This is a genomic window from Streptomyces mashuensis, from assembly GCF_014654785.1.
GTDB classification, from domain to species: Bacteria; Actinomycetota; Actinomycetes; order Streptomycetales; family Streptomycetaceae; genus Streptomyces; species Streptomyces mashuensis.
Genome location: NZ_BNBD01000002.1, coordinates 44,871 through 67,319, shown reverse-complemented (window position 1 = coordinate 67,319; position 22,449 = coordinate 44,871). Strand labels below are relative to the sequence as shown.

Here is a 22,449-nt window from a genome sequence, read left to right as displayed (position 1 = left end):
GCGCCCCGGCCGGCCCCGCCACCCGCCCGGCCCTTCTGCAGCCGAACAGTGACAGCCGGGCCGGCCGGGGCGCGCCTCACGGACCGGTGAAGGCCGGACGTTCCGGGTCGAACACCGCCCTGCCCTGCACCGGCGACGACGCCTCGGCGAAGTGGCGGCGCGGGATGCGGCCCGCCCGGTGGGCCAGCCGGCCCGCCTCCACCGCGTGCCGCATCGCCTCCGCCATGATCACCGGCTCCTGCGCCCGGGTCACCGCCGAGGCCAGCATCACCGCGGCGCAGCCCAGCTCCATGGCCAGCGCCGCGTCCGAGGCCGTGCCCGCGCCGGCGTCCAGGATCACCGGCACGCCCGCGCGCTCGGTGATCAGCTGGAAGTTGTGCGGGTTGCGGATGCCCAGGCCCGAGCCGATGGGCGAGCCCAGCGGCATGATCGCCGCGCACCCCACGTCCTCCAGCTTCCGGGCCAGCACCGGGTCGTCGTTGGTGTACGGCAGCACCGTGAACCCGTCGTCGACCAGGATCTCGGCGGCGTCCAGCAGCTCGACGGGGTCCGGCAGCAGGGTCCGCTCGTCGGCGATGACCTCCAGCTTCACCCAGTCGGTGCCCAGCGCCTCGCGGGCCAGGCGTGCGGTGAGCACCGCCTCGCCGGCGGTGAAGCAGCCCGCCGTGTTGGGCAGCACCCGGATGCCGTGCTTCTCCAGCACGGACAGCACCGAGCCGCGGACGCCGGGGTCCAGCCGCCGCATGGCGACGGTCGTGAGCTCGGTGCCGGAGGCGAGCAGGGCGCGCTCCAGGACCTCCAGGCTGGGCGCACCGCCCGTCCCCATGATCAGGCGGGAGGTGAAGGTGGTGTCGGCAATGGTGAGCAGGTCGTCTGCCATGGCGCGGATCAGCCTCCCTGCACGGCGGTGAGGACCTCGACGCGGTCGCCCTCGGCGAGCGCGGTGCGCGGCCATGCGCCGCGCGGCACCACGGCCTCGTTGACGGCGGCGGCCACCCCGCCGGGGGCGGTGGTGAGCGTCGCCACGAGCCCCTCCAGGGTCGTCCCCGCGGGGATGCTGCGCCGTTCGCCGTTGAGGCTGATGGAGACGGTGACATCGGTACGGACGTTGCTGACGTCGCTGCCGGTCATACGGACTGCTCCTGGGGTGCGTGGGGGTCGGGGTCTGCCAGGACGACGGGGGCTTCGGAGCCGGCGGCGAACCGCCGGGGCGAGAACGGACGGACCTGCTCGGGCAGCTCTCCCGTGGTCAGCGCCTCCGCCATCACCTCACCCGTCAGGGGCGCCAGCAGGACGCCGTTGCGGTGGTGGCCGGTGGCCGCGAGCAGGCCCGGCAGTCTCGTCGGGCCGAGCAGCGGGCCGTTGTCGGGCGACGTGGGCCGCAGCCCCGCGCACGTCTCCACCAGCGGCAGCTCGGTGATGCCGGGCACCAGCTCGTGCGCGTCGCGCAGCAGCTCGTAGACGCCGCCCGCGGTGACGGTGGTGTCCCAGCCCAGCTCCTCGCTGGTCGCGCCCACCACCAGCTCGCCGTTCTCCCGCGGCACCAGGTAGACGTGGCCGCCGCGCACCACCGCCCGTACCGTCCGGGACAGGAAGGGCGCGTACGAGGGCGGCACCCGCAGCCGCAGGATCTGCCCCTTCACCGGCCGCACCGGCGGCAGGACGTCCTCCGGCAGCCCCTCCAGGCGGCCGCTGCGGCTGCCCGCCGCCAGCACCGTCTGCCCGGCCGTCACCGCCGTGCCGTCGGCGAGCACCGCGCCCGTCATGCGGTCCCCGGACAGCTCCGCGCGCACCACGGCCGAGCGCAGGAAGCGCACCCCCGCCTGTTCGCACGCCGTGAGCAGCGCGTGCGCCAGGCGCCGGGGGTCGGTCTGGTGGTCGCCGTCCACGCGCAGCCCGCCGCGCACGCCCGGCGCGAGCATCGGCTCCAGCCGGCGGCACTCGCGCCCCGTCAGCCAGTGCGGCTCCAGCCCGCAGCGCAGCTGGAGGTCGTGCAGCTGCCGCAGGTACTCCCGGTCGTCGGCGTCCAGCGCCACCGCGAGCGTGCCGCAGGCGCGGTAGCCCGTCGACAGGCCCGTCGTCTCCTCCAGCTCGGCGGTGAACGCCGGATAGCGGCGTGCCGAGGCCAGGTTGAGGGCCAGCAGCCGCTCCTCGCCGTGGTACAGCTCGGTGACCGCGGCCAGCATCCCGGCCGCGACCCGCGCCGCGCCACCGCCCGGCGCCGGGTCGGCCACGCTCACGCGCAGCCCGCGCTGGGCGGCGCGCCAGGCCGTGACCAGGCCGATGACGCCGCCGCCGATGACGAGGACGTCGCACAGATGGAACGCCCGGACCCAGTGGGCCGGGCCAGATCGCCCAGGCATGGGCTTCCCGCTCCTCCCTTCGCCGGCATGACCCGGATCAGGTTCGTACGGTCGGAGGCCGTCCAGCCTCCCTCTCAGCCCGGTGCGTCCGGGCTCCCGCGAGTGCTTGCACCGGCCACCCTAGTACGCGCCGAGGACCGGCCGGAAGGCGGCGGCGCCGCCGTGCCGCGGCCGGGGACCCCCACACCGGTGACGCTGTGTCAGAGGTCTCCTCCCGGGGACGGAGCGGCCGGGGCCCGGCCGCCTACAGTGGACCGGGTGAGCGAGCAGACGAAGACCTCCCCCGGGCGGCGCGTGGTCGTCGCCGGCGCGGGCATGGCCGGCGTGCAGACCGCCGTCGCCCTGCGCGAACAGGGCTGGACCGGCGCGATCGTGCTGCTGGGCGCCGAGCCGCACCCGCCCTACGACCGGCCGCCGCTGTCCAAGGCCGTGCTGCTCGGCAAGGCCGAGGGCGCCGCCTTCGACGTGGACTTCGCCTCCCTGGACATCGACCTGCGGCTCGGCGTCGAGGCCACCGGCCTGCGCCCGGCCGAGCGCCTGCTCGACACCACCGCCGGCCCCGTCGCCTACGACGTGCTGGTCGTCGCCACCGGCGCCGACCCCGTCACCCTGCCCGGCACGGCGGACGTCCCCGGCGTGTACGTGCTGCGCACCCTCGACGACGCCGTACGGCTGCGCCCGGTGCTGGCCGCCGGGCGCGACGTGGTGGCCGTCGGCGCCGGCTGGATCGGCGCGGAGGTCGCCACCGCCGCCCGCGAGGCCGGCTGCCGCGTCACCGTGGTCGAGGCGTCCGGCCGGCCGCTGGCCGGCGCCCTGCCCGCCGAGGTCGCCGCGCACATGGCCGGCTGGTACGAGCAGGCCGGCGCCCGCCTCCTGACGCACGCCAAGGTGACCTCCGTGGCGGAGGGCGCCGTGGTGCTCGACGACGGCTCGCGCCTCCCGGCGGACGCCGTGGTCGTGGGCGTGGGCGCCCGGCCCGCCACCGGCTGGCTGGCCGGCTCCGGCGTGGAGCTCGCCGCCGACGGCTCGGTGGCCGCCGACGAGCGGCTGCGGACGTCCGTGCCGGACGTCTGGGCGGTCGGCGACTGCGCCTCCTTCCCCTCCGCCCGCTTCGGCCGGCGGCTGCTCGTCCACCACTGGGACAACGCCCTCCAGGGGCCGCGGACCGTCGCCCAGAACCTCGTGCTGGGCCCCGAGGAGGGCCCGGTCTACGACCCGGTGCCCTACTTCTGGTCCGAGCAGTTCGGGCGGTTCGTGCAGTACGCCGGCCACCACGCGGACGCCGACGAGCTGCTGTGGCGCGGCGACCCCGAGGGCGCGTCCTGGTCGGTGTGCTGGCTCCGCTCGGGCGTGCTGCGCGGCCTGCTGGCCGTGGGCCGGCCGCGCGACCTGGCGCAGGGCCGCAGGCTCATCGAGCAGGGCACGGCCCTCGACCGGACCCGGGCCGCCGACCCCTCCGTACCGCTGAAGGCCGCCGTCCTCTGAGCCGGTGGGGTGACCCGCGCGGGGCACACCGGCCCGGCTCGGGTCAACCCGGCTACCGGCTGTCAGTCCCGGATGGCAGGCTTGTCCCGTGACCGAGATTGACGCAAAGATCGATGCTCTCGTCCCCGCCTGGCTCAACCTCCCCGACATCGCCGAGATGCTCGGCGTCGAGGTGACGCGCGTCCGGCAGCTGGTCAAGGAGGGCCAGCTGATCGCCGTCCGCCGTGGCGAGAACCGAGTGCTCATGGTGCCCGCCGCCTTCATCGGCGAGGGCAAGGTCGTCAAGGGCCTGGCGGGGACCCTGACGCTGCTGCGGGACGACGGCTTCAGCGACGAGGAGATGCTGGAGTGGCTGTTCACGCCCGACCCGACCCTGCCGGGCACCCCCGCGGAGGCGCTGCGTGAGAATCGCGGTACGGAGGTGAAGCGGCGCGCCCAGGCGCTCGCCGTCTGACCGTCCGGCCCGTACCGTCCGCCGACACACCGTTTCCGGTGCCACGGGCGGGGCCCCGCACGCCGCGGGGCCCCGCCCGTGCACCACCCGACCCGGGGGGAGAACCCGATGCCCGAGACCGCGCGCGAGCGGCTGGCCGACGCCCGGCTGTACCTGTGCACCGATGCGCGGACGCGGCAGGGTGATCTGCCCGAGTTCCTGGACGCCGTGCTGGCCGCCGGCGTGGACGTCGTCCAGCTGCGCCAGAAGGGCATGGAGGCCGCCGAGGAGCTGGAGCACCTCGCCGTCTTCGCCGAGGCCGCCCGCCGCCACGGCCGGCTCCTCGCCGTCAACGACCGCGCCGACGTCGCGCACGCCGCCCGCTCGCACGTGCTGCACCTGGGCCAGGGCGACCTGCCGGTGCCCGCCGCCCGCGCGATCCTCGGCCCGGACGTGATCATCGGCCGTTCCACGCACGCCGAGGCCGAGGTCGACGCCGCCGTCGCCGAGCCCGGCACCGACTACTTCTGCACCGGCCCCTGCTGGCCCACCCCCACCAAGCCCGGCCGGCCCGCCCCCGGCCTCTCCCTTGTGCGGTACGCCGCCTCGCTGCGGCCCGCGCGGCCCTGGTTCGCCATCGGCGGCATCGACGCGGCCAACGTCGAGCAGGTGCTGGAGGCCGGCGCCCGGCGCGTCGTCGTGGTCCGGGCGATCACCGAGGCCGACGACCCGGCCGCCGCCGCGGCCGACCTGGCCCGCCGCGTCCGCGCGTACGACGACGTACCGGCCCCGGCCGCCGTCTGACCCGGCCCGGCCGCCCGCCGCCGGTGTCCAGGAAATGAGACGCGAGCGCACTCTTTCACGGGTGAAAGGGGCAAAACCCCGAACCGGTTGGAGGGCCCACACCGGCGCTGGTTAACTGCCGATATGGCCCTTGGTACCGCGTCAACCAGGACGGACCACGCGCGCACGGTGCGTGAACTGCTCGCCTCGGGCGAGCGTTCGTACTCCTTCGAATTCGCCGCCCCCCGGTCGGAAAAAGGCGAGCGGACGCTCTGGAACGCCATCCGGCGGATCGAGGCCGTCGGCCCCACCTTCGTCTCCGTGACCTACGGCGCCGGCGGCTCCTCCCGCGAGGGCACCGTCCGCGCGACCGAACGCATCGCCACCGACACCACCCTCACGCCCGTCGCGCACCTCACCGCCGTCAACCACTCGGTGGCCGAGCTGCGCAACGTCATCGGGCAGTACGCCGACGTCGGCATCCGCAACATGCTGGCGCTGCGCGGCGACCCGCCCGGCGACCCCATGGGGGAGTGGGTGCGGCACCCCGAGGGCGTGCTCTACGCGGCCGAGCTGGTGCGCCTCATCAAGGAGTCCGGCGACTTCTGCGTGGGCGTGGCGGCCTTCCCCGAGATGCACCCGCGCTCCACGGACTGGGAGACGGACGTGCGCCACTTCGTCGACAAGTGCCGGGCCGGCGCCGACTTCGCCATCACCCAGATGTTCTTCCACGCCGAGGACTACCTGCGGCTGCGCGACCGGGTCGCGGCGGCGGGTTGCACCACACCGATCATTCCGGAAATCATGCCGGTCACCAATGTGCGTCAGATCGAACGATTCGCACAGCTCAGCAACGCGGCGTTCCCCCCGGAGCTGGCCGAGCGGATCCTCGCGGTGAAGGACGACCCGGCCGCTGTACGCTCGGTCGGGATCGAGTACGCAACGGACCTGTGTGCCCGGTTGATGGCCGAGGATGCTCCGGGGCTGCACTTCATCACCCTGAACCACTCCACGGCGACACTGGAAATCTACGAGAACCTGGGGCTGCACCAGCGGTCCTGAAAAACCGGCCGGCGGACCGGCGGCCGGACGAGAGGGGCGTTAATGGGCTGGACGGTCCTCTACATCGCGTTCGCCGTCGTCGCGCTGTGGCTGCTCGGCGAGGTCCTCCTGCAGTACAAGGCGCGGCTGCGCTGGCGGCTGCTGGCCTTCGCCGGCTTCCTCGGCGTCGTCGCGGGCGTCGTCATCCCCTCGGTGGCCGTCATCGTCGCCGGCACGCTCGCCTTCGGCGTCGGCCAGACCTTCGTCACGCTCTCCTTCCGCCGCGGCTTCTCCCGCGGCTGGGCGCTGCGCCGCAAGCCGGACGCCGAGGAGGCGCCGGACGCGACGCAGGGCGGCCGCGGCAGGCGCGCCGGCCGGGGCGGCAAGGGCGGCAAGAGCGGCGCGAAGAGCAGTGCGCCCGCTGCCGGGCCGCGCTCCTCGGGGCGCCGCCGCAAGGGCGGCGACCGCCCGGCCACGCCCCCGCCGCCCGCCGCCGACGCCACCCTCCCGGTCTCCGGCCCGGACGCCCTGGCCGCCCTCTCCGCCGACGGCCCCGCACCCGGCGTGCCCCAGCAGCCGCTGAGCGACGAGGACCGGGCCGCCGCCCCGGCCACGGACCCCGGCTTCCCCGCCCACGACCCGTACGGCATGCCCGCCGGCACTCCCGCCCAGGGCTACGCCGCGCCCTACGACGACTACGGCCACGGCCAGGGCCAGTACGCGGCCTACTCCGACCCCTACATCGGCAACCGGCCGCCGTCCTACGAGACCTACGACCCGTACGGCCGGCAGCAGCAGCCCGCCGCCCCGCAGCAGTACGGCGGCAACGGCGCCTGGGCGAGCACCGACCCGTACGCGCCGCACCGCTACGACACGGACACCCCGCCCGGCGGTATCTGGGTGCCGCAGCAGCGCGACACCGACCAGCCCGGCCAGCAGCCGTACCCGCCGCAGCAGTTGCCCGGCCAGGGCTACGACGACCAGCAGCGCCGCTACTGACGCGGACGTACGAGGGGCTGGCCGCCCAGCAGGGCGGCCGGCCCCTCGTGTCGTTCACCGGAAGGTCACCGGCTCACTGCGAGCCGCGGAAGTCCGCGCCCTCCACGACCAGTCCGGCGACCAGCGCGCCCGACATCCCGGCGTGCGCCAGCCCGCCCCCGGGGTGGGAGAAACCGCCCACCAGGTACAAGCCGGGCATGCGCGTGGTGTTGGCGGGCCGCAGGTACGCGCCGCCCGCACCGGCCAGCACCGGCGCCGGCACGCCGCCGCCCTCCGCGCCGGTCTCCGCCTCGGTGTGCGCCGGGGTGCGCACCTCCCGCCACAGCACCCGCTCCGGCAGCCCCGGCACCGCCGCCGCGGCGGCCCGCACCATGCGCTCCGCGAACTCCGCGGCCACGCCGTCGTCCGCCCAGTCCACCCGGCCGTGCGGCGCCACCGTCGCGGTGAGCGTCACCGCCTCGTGCGCGTCGTCCGGGCGCGTCGTGGGATCGTCGGGGCGCAGTACCGTCACCGTCGGCCGGTAGGAGCCCGTACCGGGCGCTCCCGTGCCGAACACGGCGTCCAGCTCCGCCAGCCGGTCGCCATGCACCACCGTGCGGTGCACGGTGCCCTCCGGCCGCGCCCCCGACAGCGCCAGCAGCACGCTCACCCGGCCCGGCGGCACCGGCACCGCCGACGGGCCCGTCGCGCCCGGCGCGAGCGCGGCCAGCCGGCCGGGGGAGACCCCGGCCACGACGAGGTCCGCCCCGGCCGTGTCGCCGTCCGCCAGCCGCAGCCCCGCCGCGCGGCCGTCCTTCTCCACCACGCCCACGGCCTCGGCACCGAAGAAGAACTCGACCCGCCGCTCCAGGCACCGCTCGTACAGCGCGTATGCGAGGGCCCGCAGGCCCCCGCGCACGTACCAGCTCCCGAAGGTCTGCTCCATGTACGGCAGCACCGTCGCGCTCGCCGGTGCCACACGCGGGTCCAGGCCGTACGCCAGCGCGTGGCTCTCCAGCAGCGCCACCAGTCGCGGGTCCTTCAACTCCCGTGCCGCCACGGCCTCCAGGGTCCGCGGCGCGGCCCGCCGGAACAGGCCCCGTCGCGCGGCACCCGGGTACGGGTCCCGGCGCAGGCGCTCCACGCCGTCCTCGCGCAGCGGTTCCTCCAGCAGCGGGCGGCGCGTGGCGTCCCACACCTCCCGGCCCCGGTTGACCAGGTCGCTCCACCGCTCGCCGGCGCCGGGCCCGGCGGCCGCGTCCAGCGCCGCCACGACGCCGGCCCGCGAGGCGTTGGGCAGCGCCACGTCCGTGCCGTCCGCGAAGACGTGCCGCACGGCCGGGTCGACCTGCGTCATCTCCACGCACTGCTCCAGCGGCCGCTTGCCCGTCTTTACGAACAGGTCGCGGTGGACCGCCGGCAGGTGCAGCAGCCCCGGCCCGGTGTCGAAGGCGAACCCCTCCCGCGCCAGCCGCCCGACCCCTCCGCCGTGGGTCCGGGAGCGCTCGTACACCGCCACCCGGTGGCCCGCGACGGCGAGCCGGGCGGCGGCTGCCATCGCGCCCATTCCTGCGCCGATCACCGCAATCCGTGCCATGCGCACGACTCTAGCCGCACCCGTACGGGGCGGCTGAGTACCCGTACTCAGGGCGGCAGATGAGTAGCCGCGCGGATGGGGCGGACCCGGCCCGCACGGAAGAGTGGGGGACGTGAAGGGGACGCCGGTGCCGGCACCGCCGATACGGGGCGGCGGAACGGCGCGGCGGCCCTGACACGACCGGGGGGACGGGGGCTCCACGGAGCCCGGGGGGAACGACGGGGGGACACACACCGGGGAATCCCCGGTGGGGTGTTGGGGGAAGCGGGGGACGAGGAGCGCCGTGCGGCGCGGGCCGGCGGGGGACGTCGGGGCCCGCGCCGCACGGCGCCCGCCCGCCGCCGTCACCGCGCGGCGGCCTCCGCACCGCCGACGGTCCGGCCGCGCACCAGCCGCGACAGCGCCGCGTGCACCTCCTCCACGGACCGGTCCGGCTGGAAGGACCGCCAGTCCAGCGCCGCCACCAGCACCATCCCGAACAGCGCCGACGCCGTCAGCGGCACGTCCACGTCGTCCCCCAGCTCGCCCGCCGCCACCGCGTCCCGCAGCACCTCCTCGATCACCGCGACCGCCTGCTGCCGCGCCCGCGTCAGCGTGGGCCGCCAGGCCCGGTTGGTGCGCCACAGCTCCGCCACGTACAGCTGCGCCAGCGACGGGTAGCGGGTGATGAAGTCCAGCCCCGCCCGGATCATCCCGTCCAGCGCCTCCGCACCGTTCCCGCCGCGCTCGGCCGTCTCCCCGGCCGCCGCCCGCAACGCGTCGGTCAGCAGCTCCACGCCGTCGCGCAGCAGCTCCTCGAACAGCTCGGTCTTGCTGGCGAAGTTGTAGTAGACCGTGCCCTTGGCCACCCCGGCGCGCTCGGCGATCTCGTCCACCGTCGTGGAGGAGAAGCCCTGTTCGGCGATGAGGGTGACCGCCGCGTCGAAGAGCTTGCGCCGCGTGTTCCGCCGTCGCGTGCTGCTGCTGTCCATGAGAGTGATTCTCCCTGTACCCGGCGTGTTCGTGTGACCGGATGGGGGCCCGGCCGCGGGCCGGGTGCGGGCCGCGTGCGCGGGGCCGCACTAGGCTGGGGGCGCCGACGTCCCAGCGCACCGAGGAGCCACCCGCCGTGTCCGACCCCCTGCGCCCCCGGGCGTCCCTCCGTACCGCCGTGGTCTGGGAGGTCCTCCGGGACGCCCTCGGCCGCCGGGTCAAGGCCGCGGGCAGGGACGCACTGGACGTACTCGACACCGGCGGCGGCTCGGGCAAGTTCGCCGTGCCGCTGGCCCGGCTCGGCCACCGCGTCACCGTCGTCGACCCCAGCCCCAACGCGCTGTTCGCGCTGGAGCGCCGCGCCGCCGAGGCGGGCGTCGCCGACCGGGTGCGCGGCCTGCAGGGCGACGCGGACGGGCTGTTCGACGTGGCCGAACGCGGCGGCTACGACCTGGTGCTGTGCCACGACGTCCTGGAGTACGTCGACGAGCCGGCCGACAGCGTCCGCAACGCGGCGGCCGCGCTGCGGCCCGCCGGCACGCTCAGCCTGCTCGCGGCCGGCCTGGGCGGCGCGGTACTGGCCCGTGCCCTGTCCGGCCGCTTCACGGAGGCCCGGCAGGCCCTGACCGACCCGTCGGGCCACTGGGGCCCCGGCGACCCCGTCACCCGCCGCTTCACCGCCGAGCAGCTGTCGGGCCTGGTCACGGGCGCCGGCCTGGAGGTGTCCGCCGTGCACGGCGTCCGGGTCTTCGCCGACCTGGTGCCGGGCGTGCTGGTCGACACGGAGCCGGGTGCGCTGGACGCCCTGCTGAAGCTGGAGCTCTCCGCCGCCGAACTGCCGGCGTTCCACTCCGTCGCCACCCAGCTGCACGTGCTCGCCGAGCGCGACTGAGCACGGACCCGGGGGAGCCGCCCGCCGCGCCCTCCGCGCGGCCGGTGCGGAGGCCACCCGATCAGGCCGTTCGCCCCGTATGATCGGGGGACACCGTCCGGCATGGTCGTTCGGCGAGCAGGGAATGTACGTCCCGACGGAACCGGTCGCGCGCCGGGGCCGGTGGTCGAATTGGCGCAGAGGGGCGGGTTTCACGGGGGCGATTCCCTGCCTATCCTGAAAGGGTCGCACCCGGTCGCCCCTCGCGACCGACGAGTAGGAGGACTCCGTGCCGCTCTCGGAGCACGAGCAGCGCATGCTCGAGCAGATGGAGCGAGCGCTGTACGCCGAAGACCCCAAGTTCGCGACAGCGCTCGAGGGCAGCGGCCTGCGCACGTACACCCGGCGACGGGTCTACCAGGCGGTCGCGGGTTTTCTGGTGGGCATCGCGCTCCTCATGGCCGGAATGGTCGCCCAGCGCGTCTGGATCGGCGTCGCCGGCTTCCTCGTGATGCTGGCCTGCGCGGTCCTCGCGGTCACGGCGTGGCGCAAGGCGCCGCGTCCCGGAGTGCAGCGCGGCCCCGTGGGCCCCGGCGGCCTGGGCCGCCACCCCATGGGCGGCCGGCGACGCAGCATGATGGACCGCATCGAGCAGCGCTGGCAGCGCCGCCGCGACGAACAGGGCCACTGAGCCCGGCACTTCGCACCGAGGCACTTCACACCGAGCAGACGGCCGTGGGGCCAGGACCGGCGTCCTGGCCCCACGGCCGTTTCCGCTTGCGTACGGGCCGCGGCGGGAGCCACGGGCGCGGGGCCCGTCGTTCCCGCCGCGGCGGCGCCGCCCATGTGTCCGTACGCGGCCCTACGCGTCCGGCTTCCCGCGGCGCGGCACGGAGCTCCGCACCCGGGTGACGGCCCGGGCGCGCGCGGCCGTCCAGGCGGTGCCCCAGGCGGACAGCCGCCGGCGGAGCGAGGCCGGGGCCAGCAGGGCGCGGAGCCGGGCCGGGCGGCCGGCCGCCGCGCGGAGGCCGGTACGGACCAGCGTCACGTCCTCCGCCAGGCCCTGCACGGGCGCCTGAGCGGGGCCCGGGGCGTACAGGTCCTGTTCCACGGCGGTCGCCAGGCGCGTCACCGCGTCCGCCGCGGCGCCCTGGAGGGCGCCCGCGGCCGTGATGCGGGCCGCGGCCATCCTGGGGGTCCGGGACCCGTCGGGCGGTATGCCGTAGTCCCAGGCCGTGTCGGTCAGCTCCTGCCAGGCCGCCGGTACGCCCGCGCCGGGCGCGAGCCGGCGGGCCCGGACGCGGGTCCGCCACGCCAGCGGCAGCAGCGGCAGCGCCAGCACGGCCAGCGCGCCCGCGGCGATGCCGGTCACCAGCAGCGGTGAGGGGCCGTCGGCCCGGGCGGGCGCCTGGGCCTGCGGCGTGTGCTTCCCGCAGCCGCCGCTCTTGCGGAGCTCCGCCGGGCAGCCGGAGCCGGTGGACGGTGCCGGGCGGGGCGCCGCCGAGCGGCTGGGCCGCGGCGAGGGCGCCGCCGGGTCGTCGGGGGCGGGGCCCGGCGCGAGCGTGTAGTCGGGCTGCGTGCCCCGGCTGGGGGTCGGCTCGAACCGCGTCCAGCCGGCGCCCTCGAAGTACAGCTCGGGCCAGGCGTGCGCGTCCTTGGAGCCCACCGACACCGAGCCGTCCGACTGCGGGGTGCCCGGTGTGAAGCCGACGGCCACGCGGGCCGGGATGCCCAGGGTGCGGGCCATCGCCGCCATGGAGAAGGAGAAGTGGACGCAGAAGCCGCGCTTCTCCTCCAGGAAACGGGCGATGGCGTTGCTGCCGCTGCCGGAACCGACCTCCGTGTCGTAGCGGAAGCCGCCGCCGACGGCGAACCAGTCCTGGAGCTTCACCGCCTGCTCGTACGGGTTCGCCGCGCCCGCGGTGACCTTGCGCGCCGTGTCCGCCACGACCGGCGGCACCGTGGAGGGCACCTGCGTGTACTCGCGCAGCACCTTCTCGGGCGGGGCGGGGGCGGCCGCGAGCTGGGCCGCCGTGGGCTCCACGACCAGGCTGGTGACCTGGTAGCGGGCGCCGCGCGTGGTCTGCCCGTGGTCGCCGACGAGCGTGCGGCCCTCCGGCTCGTACCGCCAGCGCCCCTCCACGCGCACGCTCTGCGCGGGGTAGGGCATCGGCAGGTAGTTCTGCGCGTAGCCGTCCGCCGCGGCGACGGACGTGATGGCCTCCTCGGTGCGGACCGCGCCGGGCGCCAGGCCGGCCGGCGCGGGCAGCGGCACGGGCACATCGGTGATCTTCCGGTCCGAGGCCCGCCATGACGAACCGTCGAACCGGTCGAGGGCGACGATGCGCAGGTACAGGTCCTGCGGGGAGCCGGCGGAGGTGCGGTAGCGCATCACCTCGCGGTTCTGCGGCTGGTTGAGGTTGTTCTGGAGCGACACCAGCGGGTTGACCGCCGAGATGGTGCCGCCGCCGGCGCCCTCGCCCTTGCCCGGGGTGCGGGGCCGCAGCAGGCCGCCGTCGATGGACGGCAGCACCAGCGGGGCGGCCAGGGCGAGGCCCAGCACGAGCACGCCGATGCGGCGGCCCGTGCGGACGGGCGCCACCGCGGGGCCCTGCCCGGGTGCCAGGACGGCGGCGCCCCCGGCCGGGCCCTGCCCGCCGCCGAAGACGCGGCCCCAGCGGGAGAGCCGGTCGCGGCCCTCGGCGAGGAGCAGCAGCAGGTAGCCCGCGGCGGCCGTCAGGAACCACAGCCAGTCGGTGCGGCCCTGGGCCAGCCCGGCCCCCACCGAGTACAGCGCGAGCAGCGGCAGGCCCGCCGGGGCGGCGCCGCGGAACGTGACGGCGACGACGTCGACCACCAGGCCCACCAGCAGCACCCCGCCGACCAGCAGCAGCCGTATGGCCGTGGTGGCGGGGGCGGGGGCGGCGTACCGCCCGACGTCGTCCGTGCCCTCGGCCACGAGCTGCGCGAACTCGTGCAGGACGTCCGGGCCCGGCAGCAGCCCGCCGATCGCCTGGGCGCGGGCGAAGACGACGGTGAGCAGCAGCAGCCCGGTCAGGGCCTGGAGCAGCACCGTCAGCCAGACGGCGAGCGGTACGCGCCGCGCCACGACGCCGACGGCGGCCTGGACGGCCAGCAGCAGCGCGGCCTGGAGCAGCCAGGTCGTTTTGTCGACGAGCGGCACCATGGCGCAGGCCGCTCCCAGGGTGGCCAGCACCCCGCACACGGAAAGACGCGTACGCCCGCTCACCGGACCACCCCGTCCCCCGGCACGCCGGCCGCCGGCTCCGCGACACGCCCGGCCGCGCCGGGCGTCATCGTGCCCTCGGGGGCCGCCGCCCAGCGCCACAGGTCCGGCAGCGCCACCCCCGGCGGCACCGGGAGCGCCGTCCAGCCGGCCTCGCGCAGCCGGGCGGCGGCCGCCGCGGCCCAGGCGCCGGGTGGCGCGCCCATCCAGGCGGGGCCGTCGAGCAGGAACGCGATGGCGGTGCCGCCGCGCGGCCGCATGCGGCTCGCCAGCAGCGCCTGGTGTTCGTCGAGGTCGCCGAAGAAGGCCACGAGCAGGCCCTCCGGGGCCGCGGCGAGTGCCTGCTGGGCGCCCGCCAGGGTGTCGTTGAACGAGTGGTCCAGTACCGCCAGGTCCTCCAGCACCGGGTCCAGGGCGTCGGAGGGGCTGTGGGAGGCGGTAAGGGGGCCGGCGTCGGTCACCACGCGGGTGGCGAAGCCGCGCCCCAGTAGGTGCGCGGTCACCGAGGCCGCGCCGGACACCGCCCATTCGAAGGGCGAGCCGGGGCCCGCGCCCGCGTAGGCGAGGGCCCGGGTGTCGAGCAGCACCGTGGCGCGGGAGCGCCGGGGCTGCTCCTCGCGGCGCACCATGAGCCGGCCGTGCCGGGCGGTGGAGCGCCAGTGCACGCGGCGCAGGTCGTCGCCCTGCCGGTAGCCGCGGGGGATGATGTCGTCCTCGCCGGCCAGGGCGAGGGAGCGCAGCCGGCCGTCGCCCTCCCCGGCGCCCTGGCCGCCCAGCCGTACGGCGGGCAGCGGGTCGACGCGCGGCACCACGGTGAGCGTGTCCTGCGCGCCGAAGCCGCGGGTCAGCTCGCACATGCCGAAGGGGTCCGTCAGCCGCAGCTGGAGCGGCCCCAGCGCGTAGCGGCCGCGCAGGTCGGCCCGCACCGTGTAGGACACCTCGCGGTGCCCGCCCGGCTCGATGCGGTCCAGCACGAAGCGGGGGCGCGGCCCGAGCAGGTAGGGCACCCGGTCCTGGAGCATCAGCAGGCCGGTGGGCAGCCGGGAGACGTTCTGCACGCGCAGGCCCACATGGGCCTCCGCGGAGGCCGGCACCCGGCCCGGGGTCAGCAGCCTGCTGCCCGTGACGCGGTGCCGGGTGGCGTAGAGCACGAGCACGCACACCAGCGGCAGCAGGGCCAGCAGCAGCCCCACGCGCAGCAGGTCCTCCTGGCCCAGCACGTAGGAGCAGGCCGCGGCGGCCGCGCCGGCCGCCAGGAACGAGCGGCCGCGCGTGGTGAGCCCGCCGAGGGCGGCCCACAGGCCGCCCCGCGCCCCGTCCTCGCCCGCGGAGAAGTCCTCCGCCGCCGGAGCGCCGTACGCCATCACAGGCCCCCCGGGACCGGCGGGCCGCTGTGGGCGTACGGGTCGGGCACCGGGGTGCGCTGCAGGATGTCGAAGACGATCTGCTCGGCGGTCCGCCGGTTCATCCGGGCCTGCGCCGTGGGCATCAGCCGGTGCGCCAGCACCGGCACCGCCAGGGCCCGCACGTCGTCCGGCAGGACGAACTCGCGGCCGGCCAGCGCCGCCCCCGCCCGGGCCGCCCGCACCAGGTGCAGCGTGGCGCGGGGGGACGCGCCGAGGCCCAGCTCGGGGTGGTGCCGGGTGGCGGCGACCACGTCCACCGCGTACCGCCGGACGGGCTCGGCGACGTGCACCGCGCGGACCGCCTCCACCAGCTTGACGATCTCGTGCGCGTGCGCCACGGGCTGGAGGTCGTCCAGCGGCGACGGGCCGCCGTGCACGTCCAGCATCCGCAGCTCCGCCTCGGGGGAGGGGTAGCCCATCGACACCCGGGCCATGAAGCGGTCGCGCTGGGCCTCCGGCAGGGGGTAGGTGCCCTCCATCTCCACCGGGTTCTGCGTGGCCACCACCATGAAGGGGGCCGGCAGCTCGTACGTGCGCCCGTCGACCGTGACCTGGCGCTCCTCCATGGACTCCAGCAGCGCGGACTGGGTCTTCGGCGAGGCACGGTTGATCTCGTCGCCGATCACCACCTGGGCGAAGATCGCCCCGGGCTTGAACTCGAACTCGCGGCGCTGCTGGTCGTAGACGCTCACGCCGGTGATGTCCGAGGGCAGCAGGTCGGGCGTGAACTGGATGCGCCGCACCGAGCAGTCCACCGACCGCGCCAGCGCCTTGGCGAGCATGGTCTTGCCCACGCCCGGCACGTCCTCGATCAGCAGATGGCCCTCGGCCAGCAGTACGGTCAGCGCCAGCCGGACGACCTCGGGCTTGCCCTCGATCACCGACTCCACCGACCGCCGTACGCGGTCGGCGGTCCCGGCCAGAGCGCTCAGCCCCGCTCGTTCGTCATAGGTCGTCACCAGGCCCTCCTCGGCCCATCAGCAGGGCCGTGGTCCGCCAGGGACCGGCCCACCCCTTCGCCTGCCCGCCGCTCCCGGCGGGGGAGCGGCGCACCACCGCATTCTGTCCGGGTGCGCCGCACGACGTCACCGCCTGTGGAAAACCCCCCTGTGGAAAACCCCCCGGGGTGCGCGGATCTCCGCGCGGCGGCCCCCGCCGCCGTCACGAGTGCGGTTCGATCTCGCGCAGCAGGCCCGTGTGCACGTCGAAGACGAACCCGCGCACGTCGTCGCGGTGCAGCAGGAACGGCGAGGTGCGCACCCGCTCCATGGACTGGCGCACGTCCTGGTCGAGGTCCTTGAACGCCTCCACGGCCCAGGCCGGGCGCTGGCCGACCTCCTCGGCGATCTCGTGCCGGAAGTCCTCGGTGAGGTTGAGCAGACCGCAGCCCGTGTGGTGGATGAGCACGACGGAGCGGGTGCCCAGCGCACGCTGGCTGATGGTGAGCGAACGGATCACGTCGTCGGTGACCACGCCGCCGGCGTTGCGGATGGTGTGGCAGTCGCCCAGCTCCAGGCCGAGCGCGGCGTGCAGGTCCAGGCGGGCGTCCATGCACGCCACCACGGCGACCTTGAGGACCGGGCGCGCGTCCATGCCCGGGTCGGTGAACGCGTCGGCGTACGCGGCGTTCGCCGCCACCAGGCGGTCGATCACCGCCCCGCCCGTGCTCTGCTGCTCTGAACTGGGACCTTGCGGCTGCTGTGCAGATATCGGCATAGGGATGAAGGTAGTCGTCAACCGGCCGCGACGCACCCGACGGCGGGACGCACCGGCCGGTTGGTTGACCGAGGGGACGAGTGCACTAAAGTGGCGCGAAGTGGGAGGCGTGACGCTCCCCTTGGAACCGAAGAACCCCCCTGTGCGCGACGCGTACGTGCCCCTCGGCCTCCTCCCGCTCTCCGGTCGCCCCGCGTCACCACCACGACGCCCGGCGGCCGCTTCCCCTTCGAGCGGGCGGGGACCCGGCGGTACGCACCGCCCGCACCCGGCCGCCGTGACAGAAGGGCGCATGAGCAGCAACGCGCGACACGTCCCCGTCATGCTCCAGCGCTGCCTGGACATGCTCGCCCCCGCCCTGACGGAGCCCGGAGCGGTCGTGGTCGACTGCACCCTGGGCCTGGGCGGCCACAGCGAGGCGCTGCTCACGCGGTTCCCCGAGGCCCGGCTGGTCGCCCTCGACCGCGACCCGGCCGCGCTGAAGCTCGCCGGGGAGCGCCTGGCGCCGTTCGGCGACCGCGCCACCCTGGTCCAGGCCGTCTACCACGAGCTGCCGGACGTGCTGGCGCGGCTGGGCATCCCGCGCGTCCAGGGCGTCCTGTTCGACCTCGGCGTCTCCTCCATGCAGCTCGACGAGGCCGGCCGCGGCTTCGCCTACGCGCAGGACGCCCCCCTCGACATGCGCATGGACCAGACGACCGGCGTCAGCGCCGCCGAGGTCCTCAACGAGTACCCGCCCGGCGAGCTGGTGCGCATCCTGCGCGCCTACGGCGAGGAGAAGCAGGCCAAGCGGATCGTCTCCGCCATCGTGCGGGAGCGCGAGAAGGAGCCCTTCACCAACAGCGCCCGGCTCGTCGAGCTCATCCGCGACGCCCTGCCGCAGGCCGCCAAGCGCCACGGCGGCAACCCCGCCAAGCGCACCTTCCAGGCCCTGCGCATCGAGGTCAACGGGGAGCTGGCCAGCGTGGAGCGGGCCATTCCCGCCGCCGTCGCCGCTCTCTCCGTGGGAGGCCGGATCGTCGTGTTGTCGTACCAGTCGCTGGAGGACCGCATCGTCAAGCAGGTCTTCGCCGCCGGTGCCACCAGCACCGCGCCGCCCGGCCTGCCCGTGGTGCCCGAGCAGTACCAGCCGCGGCTGAAGCTGCTCACCCGCGGCGCCGAACTGCCCACCGACGAGGAGATCGCCGAGAACCGGCGCGCCGCGCCGGCCCGGCTGCGTGCCGCCGAGCGCATCCGCGAGGACGTGCCGTGACGCCCCCGGCCCGCCGCGGGGCCCGGCTGGGCCGGTTGCTGCCGGCCGGGCCGGGCGGTGCCCGCCGCACCCCCTTCGTGCTGCTCGTGGTGGTGCTGCTCGGCTCCGGGCTCATCTCGCTGCTGCTGCTCAACTCCGCGCTGAACCAGGGGTCGTTCGAGCTGAGCCGGCTCCAGCGCAAGACCACCGAGCTGACGGACGAGCAGCAGGAGCTCCAGCAGGAGGTCGACCGGCTCGCCGCCCCCGACGCCCTGGAGCGGCGCGCCCGCGAGCTCGGCATGATCCCCGGCGGCAGCCCCGCCTTCCTCAACCCCGACGGCAGCGTCAGCGGCTCCCCGGCCCCCGCCGGCTCCGACGGCCCCGCCGAGCCCGCCGCCCTCGTCGCCCCGCGGCCCCGGCCGCCCCGTACCGTCGCGGTGCCGCCCGTCCTGGCCGTACCGCCCGCCGCCGGCGTGCCCGCGCCCGTCCCCGGCGCGCCCGTCCCGGCGCTCCCCGCCGGTGGTGCGTACGTCCCGGCCCGTACCGCCCCCCTCGCCGGCCCGCGCGTCCACCACGGCCCGGCGGCACCCGCAGCACCCCTTCCGACGGTCCCGCTGCCTTCCGCGGGCGGGACCTCCGACCGGCCAGGCAGGTGAGGAACCCCCGTGGACCACACTGACCACCGGGTGAGGGCGGCGTGACGGCGCCCCGGCAGACCCGGCGCCCCTTCCCGGCCCCCGCGCGCCCCTCCGCACGGCCCGCACGCCCCCGCCCGGGGTCGCAGGCGCTGCGCCTGGGCAGCCCCCGCCCCCGGCTGCGCATGATCGGCGCCGGGTTCACCGTCGTCCTGCTGGTCTTCACCGTGCGGCTGCTCCAGGTCCAGGCCGTCGACGCCGACGCCTACGCGGCCCGCGCCAACCTCAACCGCTACATCCCCGTCACCCTGGCCGCCGAGCGCGGCGCCATCACCGACCGCTCCGGCGTCGCCCTGGCCAGCACCGTCGACGCGTACGACATCACCGCCGCCCCCGACCTGCTCACCCCCGAGCGGACGAAGACGGAGGGCGCCGCCCACCAGGCCGCCGCCCTGCTCGCGCCCGCCCTGGGCGAGGAGCCGGCCGTCCTGGAGCAGAAGCTCACCGCCAACCCGAAGTCCAAGTACGTCGTCCTCGCCCGCCGGCAGAGCCCGCAGGTCTGGAAGAAGGTCGCGGCGCTGAAGAAGGCCCAGGCCGAGCGGGCCGCCCGCAAACAGGGCCCCAATGTCCTCGCCGGCGTCAACCGCGAGACCCACCGCAAGCGCGTCTACCCCAACGGCGAGCTGGCCGCCGGCCTGCTCGGCTTCGTCAACGCCGAGGGCCGCGGCGCCGGCGGCCTGGAGGCCCAGCTCGACCGGGTCCTCGCCGGCCAGGACGGGCGGCGCGTCTACGCCCAGTCCGGCGGCCGCCAGGTGCCCACCGGCGACGTCAAGGAGCAGGCCGCCGTCCCCGGCTCCGCCGTCGAGCTCACCATCGACCGCGACATCCAGTGGGCCGCCCAGAGCGCCATCAGCCGCCAGGTCCGCGAGTCGCACGCCGACCGCGGCTACGTCGTCGTCCAGGACACCCGCACCGGCGAGATCCTCGCCATGGCCAACGCCCCCGGCTACGACCCCAACGACCTGTCCTCCGCCGACCGCTCCGCCCTCGGCAACTTCGCCCTCCAGGACGCCTACGAGCCCGGCAGCGTCAGCAAGGTCATGACCATGGCCGCCGTGCTGGAGGAGGGCGTCGCCACGCCCGGCACCCGCGTCGAGGTGCCCAACCGGCTGCCGCGCGCCGACCGCGCCTTCGCCGACGACATCGACCACCCCACCTGGCACCTCACCCTCAACGGGGTGCTCGCCAAGTCCAGCAACATCGGCACCATCCTCGCCAGCGAACAGCTGGGCAAGACCCGCGAGCAGGCCAACGAGGTCCTCTACGGCTACCTCCGCAAGTTCGGCATCGGCCGCCCCACCGGCCTCGGCTTCCCCGGCGAGACCCCCGGCATCCTGGCCAAGCCCGAGCAGTGGACCGCCTCCCGGCCCTACACCATCCCGTTCGGCCAGGGCCTGTCCCTCAACGCCGTACAGGCCGCCTCCGTCTACTCGACCATCGCCGGCGGCGGCGAGCGCGTCCAGCCCTCTCTCGTCCGCGGCACCCGCGGCCCCGACCACCGCTTCGTCCCCGCCCCCGAACCCCCGCGCACCCGCGTGATCAGCGAGAAGACCGCCCGCGAGCTGTCCGCCATGCTCGAGTCCGTGGTCGACGACCAGGAGGGCACCGGCACCAAGGCCAAGATCCCCGGCTACCGCGTCGCCGGCAAGACCGGCACCTCCAACCGGGTGGACCCGCGCACCGGCCGCTACCAGGGCTACACCGCCTCCTTCGCCGGCTTCGCCCCCGCCGACCAGCCCCGCGTCACCGTCTACTGCGCCGTGCAGAACCCGACCAGCGGCAACTACTTCGGCGGCCAGGTCTGCGGCCCGGTCTTCAAACAGGTCATGGAGTTCGCCCTCAAGACGCTCCAGGTGCCCCCCTCGGGCTCGCAGCCGCCCCGGCTGCCGGTGAGCTACGACGACCGGTGAGCCGGGCCCGCCGTGACGACGATCACTCCCGACCCGGGGAACCACGGCCCGGCGCGCCCCTCGCTTCGCGGCGAGGCGGGTGCGCCCGGTACGCTCACCGCCGTGCCCCACGCTGATCAGTCCCACACCACCCCGAAGGACGCCCCCGCCGCGACGCCGGGAGCGCCCCGCCCCACCCGGGTCGTCCCCGTGCCCCTCACGGAGCTGGCCGGTCAGCTGGGCATCACCGCGCCGGCCGGAGCCGCCGGTGCCGCCGTGACCGGCATCACCCACGACTCCCGGGCCGTCCGCCCCGGAGACCTGTACGCCGCGCTGCCCGGCGCCCGCTTCCACGGCGCCGAGTTCACCGCCCAGGCCGCCCGCCTCGGCGCCGCCGCCGTGCTCACCGACCCCGACGGCGCCGAGCGCGCCGCCGCCGCCGGCCTGCCCGTGCTCACCGTCGCCGACCCGCGCGCCCGCATGGGCGCCCTGGCCGCCACCGTCTACGGCGACCCCGGCCGCGACCTGCTGCGCATCGGCATCACCGGCACCTCCGGCAAGACCACCACCGCCTACCTCGTCGAGGGCGGGCTGCGTGCCCTGGCCGGCCCCACCGGCCTCATCGGCACCGTCGAGTCCCGCATCGGTGACGAGCGCATCAAATCCGAGCGCACCACCCCGGAGGCCACCGACCTCCAGGCGCTGTTCGCCGTGATGCGCGAGCGCGGCGTGCGCTCGGTCGCCATGGAGGTCTCCAGCCACGCGCTGCGCCTGGGCCGCGTCGACGGCTGCCTCTTCGACGTCGCCGTCTTCAACAACCTCAGCCCCGAGCACATGGAGTTCCACTCGGGCATGGAGGACTACTTCGCCGCCAAGGCCGAGCTCTTCACCAAGGAGCGCAGCCGCCTGGGCGTGGTCAACCTCGACGACGAGTACGGCCGCCGGCTCGCGGAGGGCGTCTCCGAGGTCCCCGTGACCACCTTCTCCGCCGAGGGCCGCCCCGACGCCGACTGGCGCGCCACCGACGTGGAGAGCGGCCTGTTCGACTCCACGTTCACGATCCTCGGCCCGGACGGCGTCTCCGTGCGCGCCCGCTCGCCGCTGGCCGGCCCGTTCAACGTGGCCAACACCCTCGCCGCCGTGGTCGCCCTCGTCGCCGCCGGCGCCGACCCGCAGCAGGCCGCCGACGGCGTCGCCGCCGTGCCCGGCGTCCCCGGCCGCCTGGAGCGCGTCGACGCCGGCCAGCCCTGGCTCGCGGTCGTCGACTACGCCCACAAGACCGACGCCGTAGAATCGGTTCTCCGCGCGCTGCGCAAGGTCACCCCCGGCCGGATCCACGCCGTCCTCGGCTGCGGCGGCGACCGCGACACCACCAAGCGCGCCCCCATGGGCGCCGCGCTGGCCCGGCTCGCCGACACCGCCGTACTGACGTCGGACAACCCCCGCTCCGAGGACCCGCTCGCGATCCTCGCCACCATGCTTTCGGGCGCCGCCGAGGTGCCCGCCGCCGAGCGCGGCACGGTCCTCCTCCTCGAGGACCGCGCCGCCGCCATCGCCGCCGCCGTCGCCCGTGCCGAACCCGGCGACACCGTCCTGGTCCTCGGCAAGGGCCACGAACAGGGCCAGGACATCGCCGGAGTGGTACGCCCCTTCGACGACCGCCAGGTGCTGCGCGAGGCCATCGAGCACGACCGGACGGCCACCCCGCACCGGAACGACCAGGGATGACAGACCGCCATGCG

At 75.9% G+C, this 22,449-nt stretch carries 20 protein-coding genes and 1 riboswitch; of the genes, 11 read left to right on the top strand and 9 right to left on the bottom strand.

What is annotated here, in order from left to right; translation table 11 throughout:
- Window positions 1-76 precede the first annotated feature (76 nt).
- The 3 genes from IE305_RS05450 to thiO all read right to left on the bottom strand — a co-directional run bounded on the left by IE305_RS05450 (window position 77) and on the right by thiO (window position 2,363).
- Window positions 77-880: a thiazole synthase gene (locus tag IE305_RS05450; RefSeq protein WP_190128288.1), complete on the bottom strand. Its 804-nt coding sequence runs from the start codon at window positions 878-880 to the stop codon at window positions 77-79.
- Between the two features lie 8 nt (window positions 881-888).
- Window positions 889-1,131, bottom strand: a complete 243-nt coding sequence (thiS, locus tag IE305_RS05445; RefSeq protein WP_190128287.1) for a sulfur carrier protein ThiS — start codon at window positions 1,129-1,131, stop codon at window positions 889-891.
- Complete coding sequence (gene thiO, locus IE305_RS05440) at window positions 1,128-2,363, bottom strand: glycine oxidase ThiO (RefSeq protein WP_190128286.1); 1,236 nt, start codon at window positions 2,361-2,363, stop codon at window positions 1,128-1,130. Before thiO ends, thiS begins: the two co-directional genes overlap by 4 nt.
- Window positions 2,360-2,473: riboswitch (TPP riboswitch) on the bottom strand. (Overlaps the previous gene by 4 nt.)
- Before the next feature lie 148 nt (window positions 2,474-2,621).
- Between thiO and IE305_RS05435 the strand changes: the two genes are divergently transcribed.
- The 5 genes from IE305_RS05435 (at window position 2,622) to IE305_RS05415 (ending at window position 7,104) form a co-directional block, all read left to right on the top strand.
- Window positions 2,622-3,848: an NAD(P)/FAD-dependent oxidoreductase gene (locus IE305_RS05435; RefSeq protein WP_190128285.1), complete on the top strand. Its 1,227-nt coding sequence runs from the start codon at window positions 2,622-2,624 to the stop codon at window positions 3,846-3,848.
- Between the two features lie 88 nt (window positions 3,849-3,936).
- Entirely contained in the window at window positions 3,937-4,302 is a 366-nt protein-coding gene (locus IE305_RS05430; protein ID WP_190128284.1) for an Rv2175c family DNA-binding protein, read from the top strand.
- Window positions 4,303-4,410: 108 nt separating this feature from the next.
- Window positions 4,411-5,085, top strand: coding sequence for a thiamine phosphate synthase (thiE, locus tag IE305_RS05425; protein WP_190128283.1), 675 nt, complete (start codon window positions 4,411-4,413; stop codon window positions 5,083-5,085).
- Between the two features lie 123 nt (window positions 5,086-5,208).
- Window positions 5,209-6,126 carry a methylenetetrahydrofolate reductase [NAD(P)H] gene (metF, locus tag IE305_RS05420; protein WP_190128282.1) on the top strand — a complete coding sequence of 306 codons (918 nt, stop codon included), beginning with the start codon at window positions 5,209-5,211 and terminating at the stop codon, window positions 6,124-6,126.
- Between the two features lie 42 nt (window positions 6,127-6,168).
- Window positions 6,169-7,104 (top strand): hypothetical protein, encoded by a 936-nt coding sequence (locus IE305_RS05415; protein ID WP_190128281.1) that lies wholly within the window; start codon window positions 6,169-6,171, stop codon window positions 7,102-7,104.
- Between the two features lie 73 nt (window positions 7,105-7,177).
- On the opposite strand, the gene IE305_RS05410 is transcribed toward IE305_RS05415, so the two are convergent.
- Window positions 7,178-8,680, bottom strand: coding sequence for a phytoene desaturase family protein (locus tag IE305_RS05410; protein WP_190128280.1), 1,503 nt, complete (start codon window positions 8,678-8,680; stop codon window positions 7,178-7,180).
- Between the two features lie 344 nt (window positions 8,681-9,024).
- The gene (locus tag IE305_RS05405; RefSeq protein WP_190128279.1) at window positions 9,025-9,651 is read right to left on the bottom strand and encodes a TetR/AcrR family transcriptional regulator; all 627 of its coding nucleotides are present in this window, start codon (window positions 9,649-9,651) and stop codon (window positions 9,025-9,027) included.
- Between the two features lie 137 nt (window positions 9,652-9,788).
- On the opposite strand from IE305_RS05405, the gene IE305_RS05400 reads away from it, so the two are divergent.
- A complete protein-coding gene (locus tag IE305_RS05400) occupies window positions 9,789-10,544 on the top strand; it encodes a methyltransferase (RefSeq protein WP_190128278.1) in 756 nt (251 codons plus the stop codon).
- Between the two features lie 268 nt (window positions 10,545-10,812).
- Window positions 10,813-11,214: an SCO2097 family morphological protein gene (locus IE305_RS05395; RefSeq protein ID WP_190128277.1), complete on the top strand. Its 402-nt coding sequence runs from the start codon at window positions 10,813-10,815 to the stop codon at window positions 11,212-11,214.
- A 171-nt stretch (window positions 11,215-11,385) separates the two neighbouring features.
- Here IE305_RS05395 and IE305_RS05390 read toward each other — a convergent pair whose 3' ends face one another.
- From IE305_RS05390 to IE305_RS05375, 4 genes are all read right to left on the bottom strand, one after another.
- Entirely contained in the window at window positions 11,386-13,773 is a 2,388-nt protein-coding gene (locus IE305_RS05390; protein ID WP_190128276.1) for a transglutaminase TgpA family protein, read from the bottom strand.
- Entirely contained in the window at window positions 13,770-15,134 is a 1,365-nt protein-coding gene (locus IE305_RS05385; RefSeq protein ID WP_190128275.1) for a DUF58 domain-containing protein, read from the bottom strand. The genes IE305_RS05390 and IE305_RS05385 overlap by 4 nt, the downstream gene beginning before the upstream one ends.
- Window positions 15,134-16,135: an AAA family ATPase gene (locus IE305_RS05380; protein WP_190128274.1), complete on the bottom strand. Its 1,002-nt coding sequence runs from the start codon at window positions 16,133-16,135 to the stop codon at window positions 15,134-15,136. Before IE305_RS05380 ends, IE305_RS05385 begins: the two co-directional genes overlap by 1 nt.
- A gap of 202 nt (window positions 16,136-16,337) precedes the next feature.
- A complete protein-coding gene (locus IE305_RS05375) occupies window positions 16,338-16,892 on the bottom strand; it encodes a beta-class carbonic anhydrase (RefSeq protein ID WP_190128273.1) in 555 nt (184 codons plus the stop codon).
- A gap of 292 nt (window positions 16,893-17,184) precedes the next feature.
- Here IE305_RS05375 and rsmH point away from each other — a divergent pair, with 292 nt between their 5' ends.
- The 4 genes from rsmH to IE305_RS05355 are packed head-to-tail and all read left to right on the top strand — an operon-like array spanning window position 17,185 to window position 22,435.
- Window positions 17,185-18,144 (top strand): 16S rRNA (cytosine(1402)-N(4))-methyltransferase RsmH, encoded by a 960-nt coding sequence (gene rsmH / locus IE305_RS05370; protein ID WP_190128272.1) that lies wholly within the window; start codon window positions 17,185-17,187, stop codon window positions 18,142-18,144.
- Complete coding sequence (ftsL, locus tag IE305_RS05365) at window positions 18,141-18,779, top strand: cell division protein FtsL (protein WP_190128271.1); 639 nt, start codon at window positions 18,141-18,143, stop codon at window positions 18,777-18,779. The genes rsmH and ftsL overlap by 4 nt, the downstream gene beginning before the upstream one ends.
- A gap of 41 nt (window positions 18,780-18,820) precedes the next feature.
- Window positions 18,821-20,728 carry a peptidoglycan D,D-transpeptidase FtsI family protein gene (locus IE305_RS05360; RefSeq protein WP_190128270.1) on the top strand — a complete coding sequence of 636 codons (1,908 nt, stop codon included), beginning with the start codon at window positions 18,821-18,823 and terminating at the stop codon, window positions 20,726-20,728.
- A 12-nt stretch (window positions 20,729-20,740) separates the two neighbouring features.
- Window positions 20,741-22,435, top strand: coding sequence for a UDP-N-acetylmuramoyl-L-alanyl-D-glutamate--2,6-diaminopimelate ligase (locus IE305_RS05355; RefSeq protein ID WP_190128269.1), 1,695 nt, complete (start codon window positions 20,741-20,743; stop codon window positions 22,433-22,435).
- Window positions 22,436-22,449 lie beyond the last annotated feature (14 nt).

What these genes read in the sequence shown, in the direction of transcription:
- thiO (WP_190128286.1), bottom strand. Translation starts at nt 2,363, where the DNA reads ATGCCTGGGCGATCTGGCCCGGCCCACTGGGTCCGGGCGTTCCATCTG.
- thiS (WP_190128287.1), bottom strand. Translation starts at nt 1,131, where the DNA reads ATGACCGGCAGCGACGTCAGCAACGTCCGTACCGATGTCACCGTCTCC.
- IE305_RS05450 (WP_190128288.1), bottom strand. Translation starts at nt 880, where the DNA reads ATGGCAGACGACCTGCTCACCATTGCCGACACCACCTTCACCTCCCGC.
- metF (WP_190128282.1), top strand. Translation starts at nt 5,209, where the DNA reads ATGGCCCTTGGTACCGCGTCAACCAGGACGGACCACGCGCGCACGGTG.
- rsmH (WP_190128272.1), top strand. Translation starts at nt 17,185, where the DNA reads ATGAGCAGCAACGCGCGACACGTCCCCGTCATGCTCCAGCGCTGCCTG.
- IE305_RS05415 (WP_190128281.1), top strand. Translation starts at nt 6,169, where the DNA reads ATGGGCTGGACGGTCCTCTACATCGCGTTCGCCGTCGTCGCGCTGTGG.
- IE305_RS05405 (WP_190128279.1), bottom strand. Translation starts at nt 9,651, where the DNA reads ATGGACAGCAGCAGCACGCGACGGCGGAACACGCGGCGCAAGCTCTTC.
- IE305_RS05375 (WP_190128273.1), bottom strand. Translation starts at nt 16,892, where the DNA reads ATGCCGATATCTGCACAGCAGCCGCAAGGTCCCAGTTCAGAGCAGCAG.
- IE305_RS05410 (WP_190128280.1), bottom strand. Translation starts at nt 8,680, where the DNA reads ATGGCACGGATTGCGGTGATCGGCGCAGGAATGGGCGCGATGGCAGCC.
- thiE (WP_190128283.1), top strand. Translation starts at nt 4,411, where the DNA reads ATGCCCGAGACCGCGCGCGAGCGGCTGGCCGACGCCCGGCTGTACCTG.
- IE305_RS05385 (WP_190128275.1), bottom strand. Translation starts at nt 15,134, where the DNA reads ATGGCGTACGGCGCTCCGGCGGCGGAGGACTTCTCCGCGGGCGAGGAC.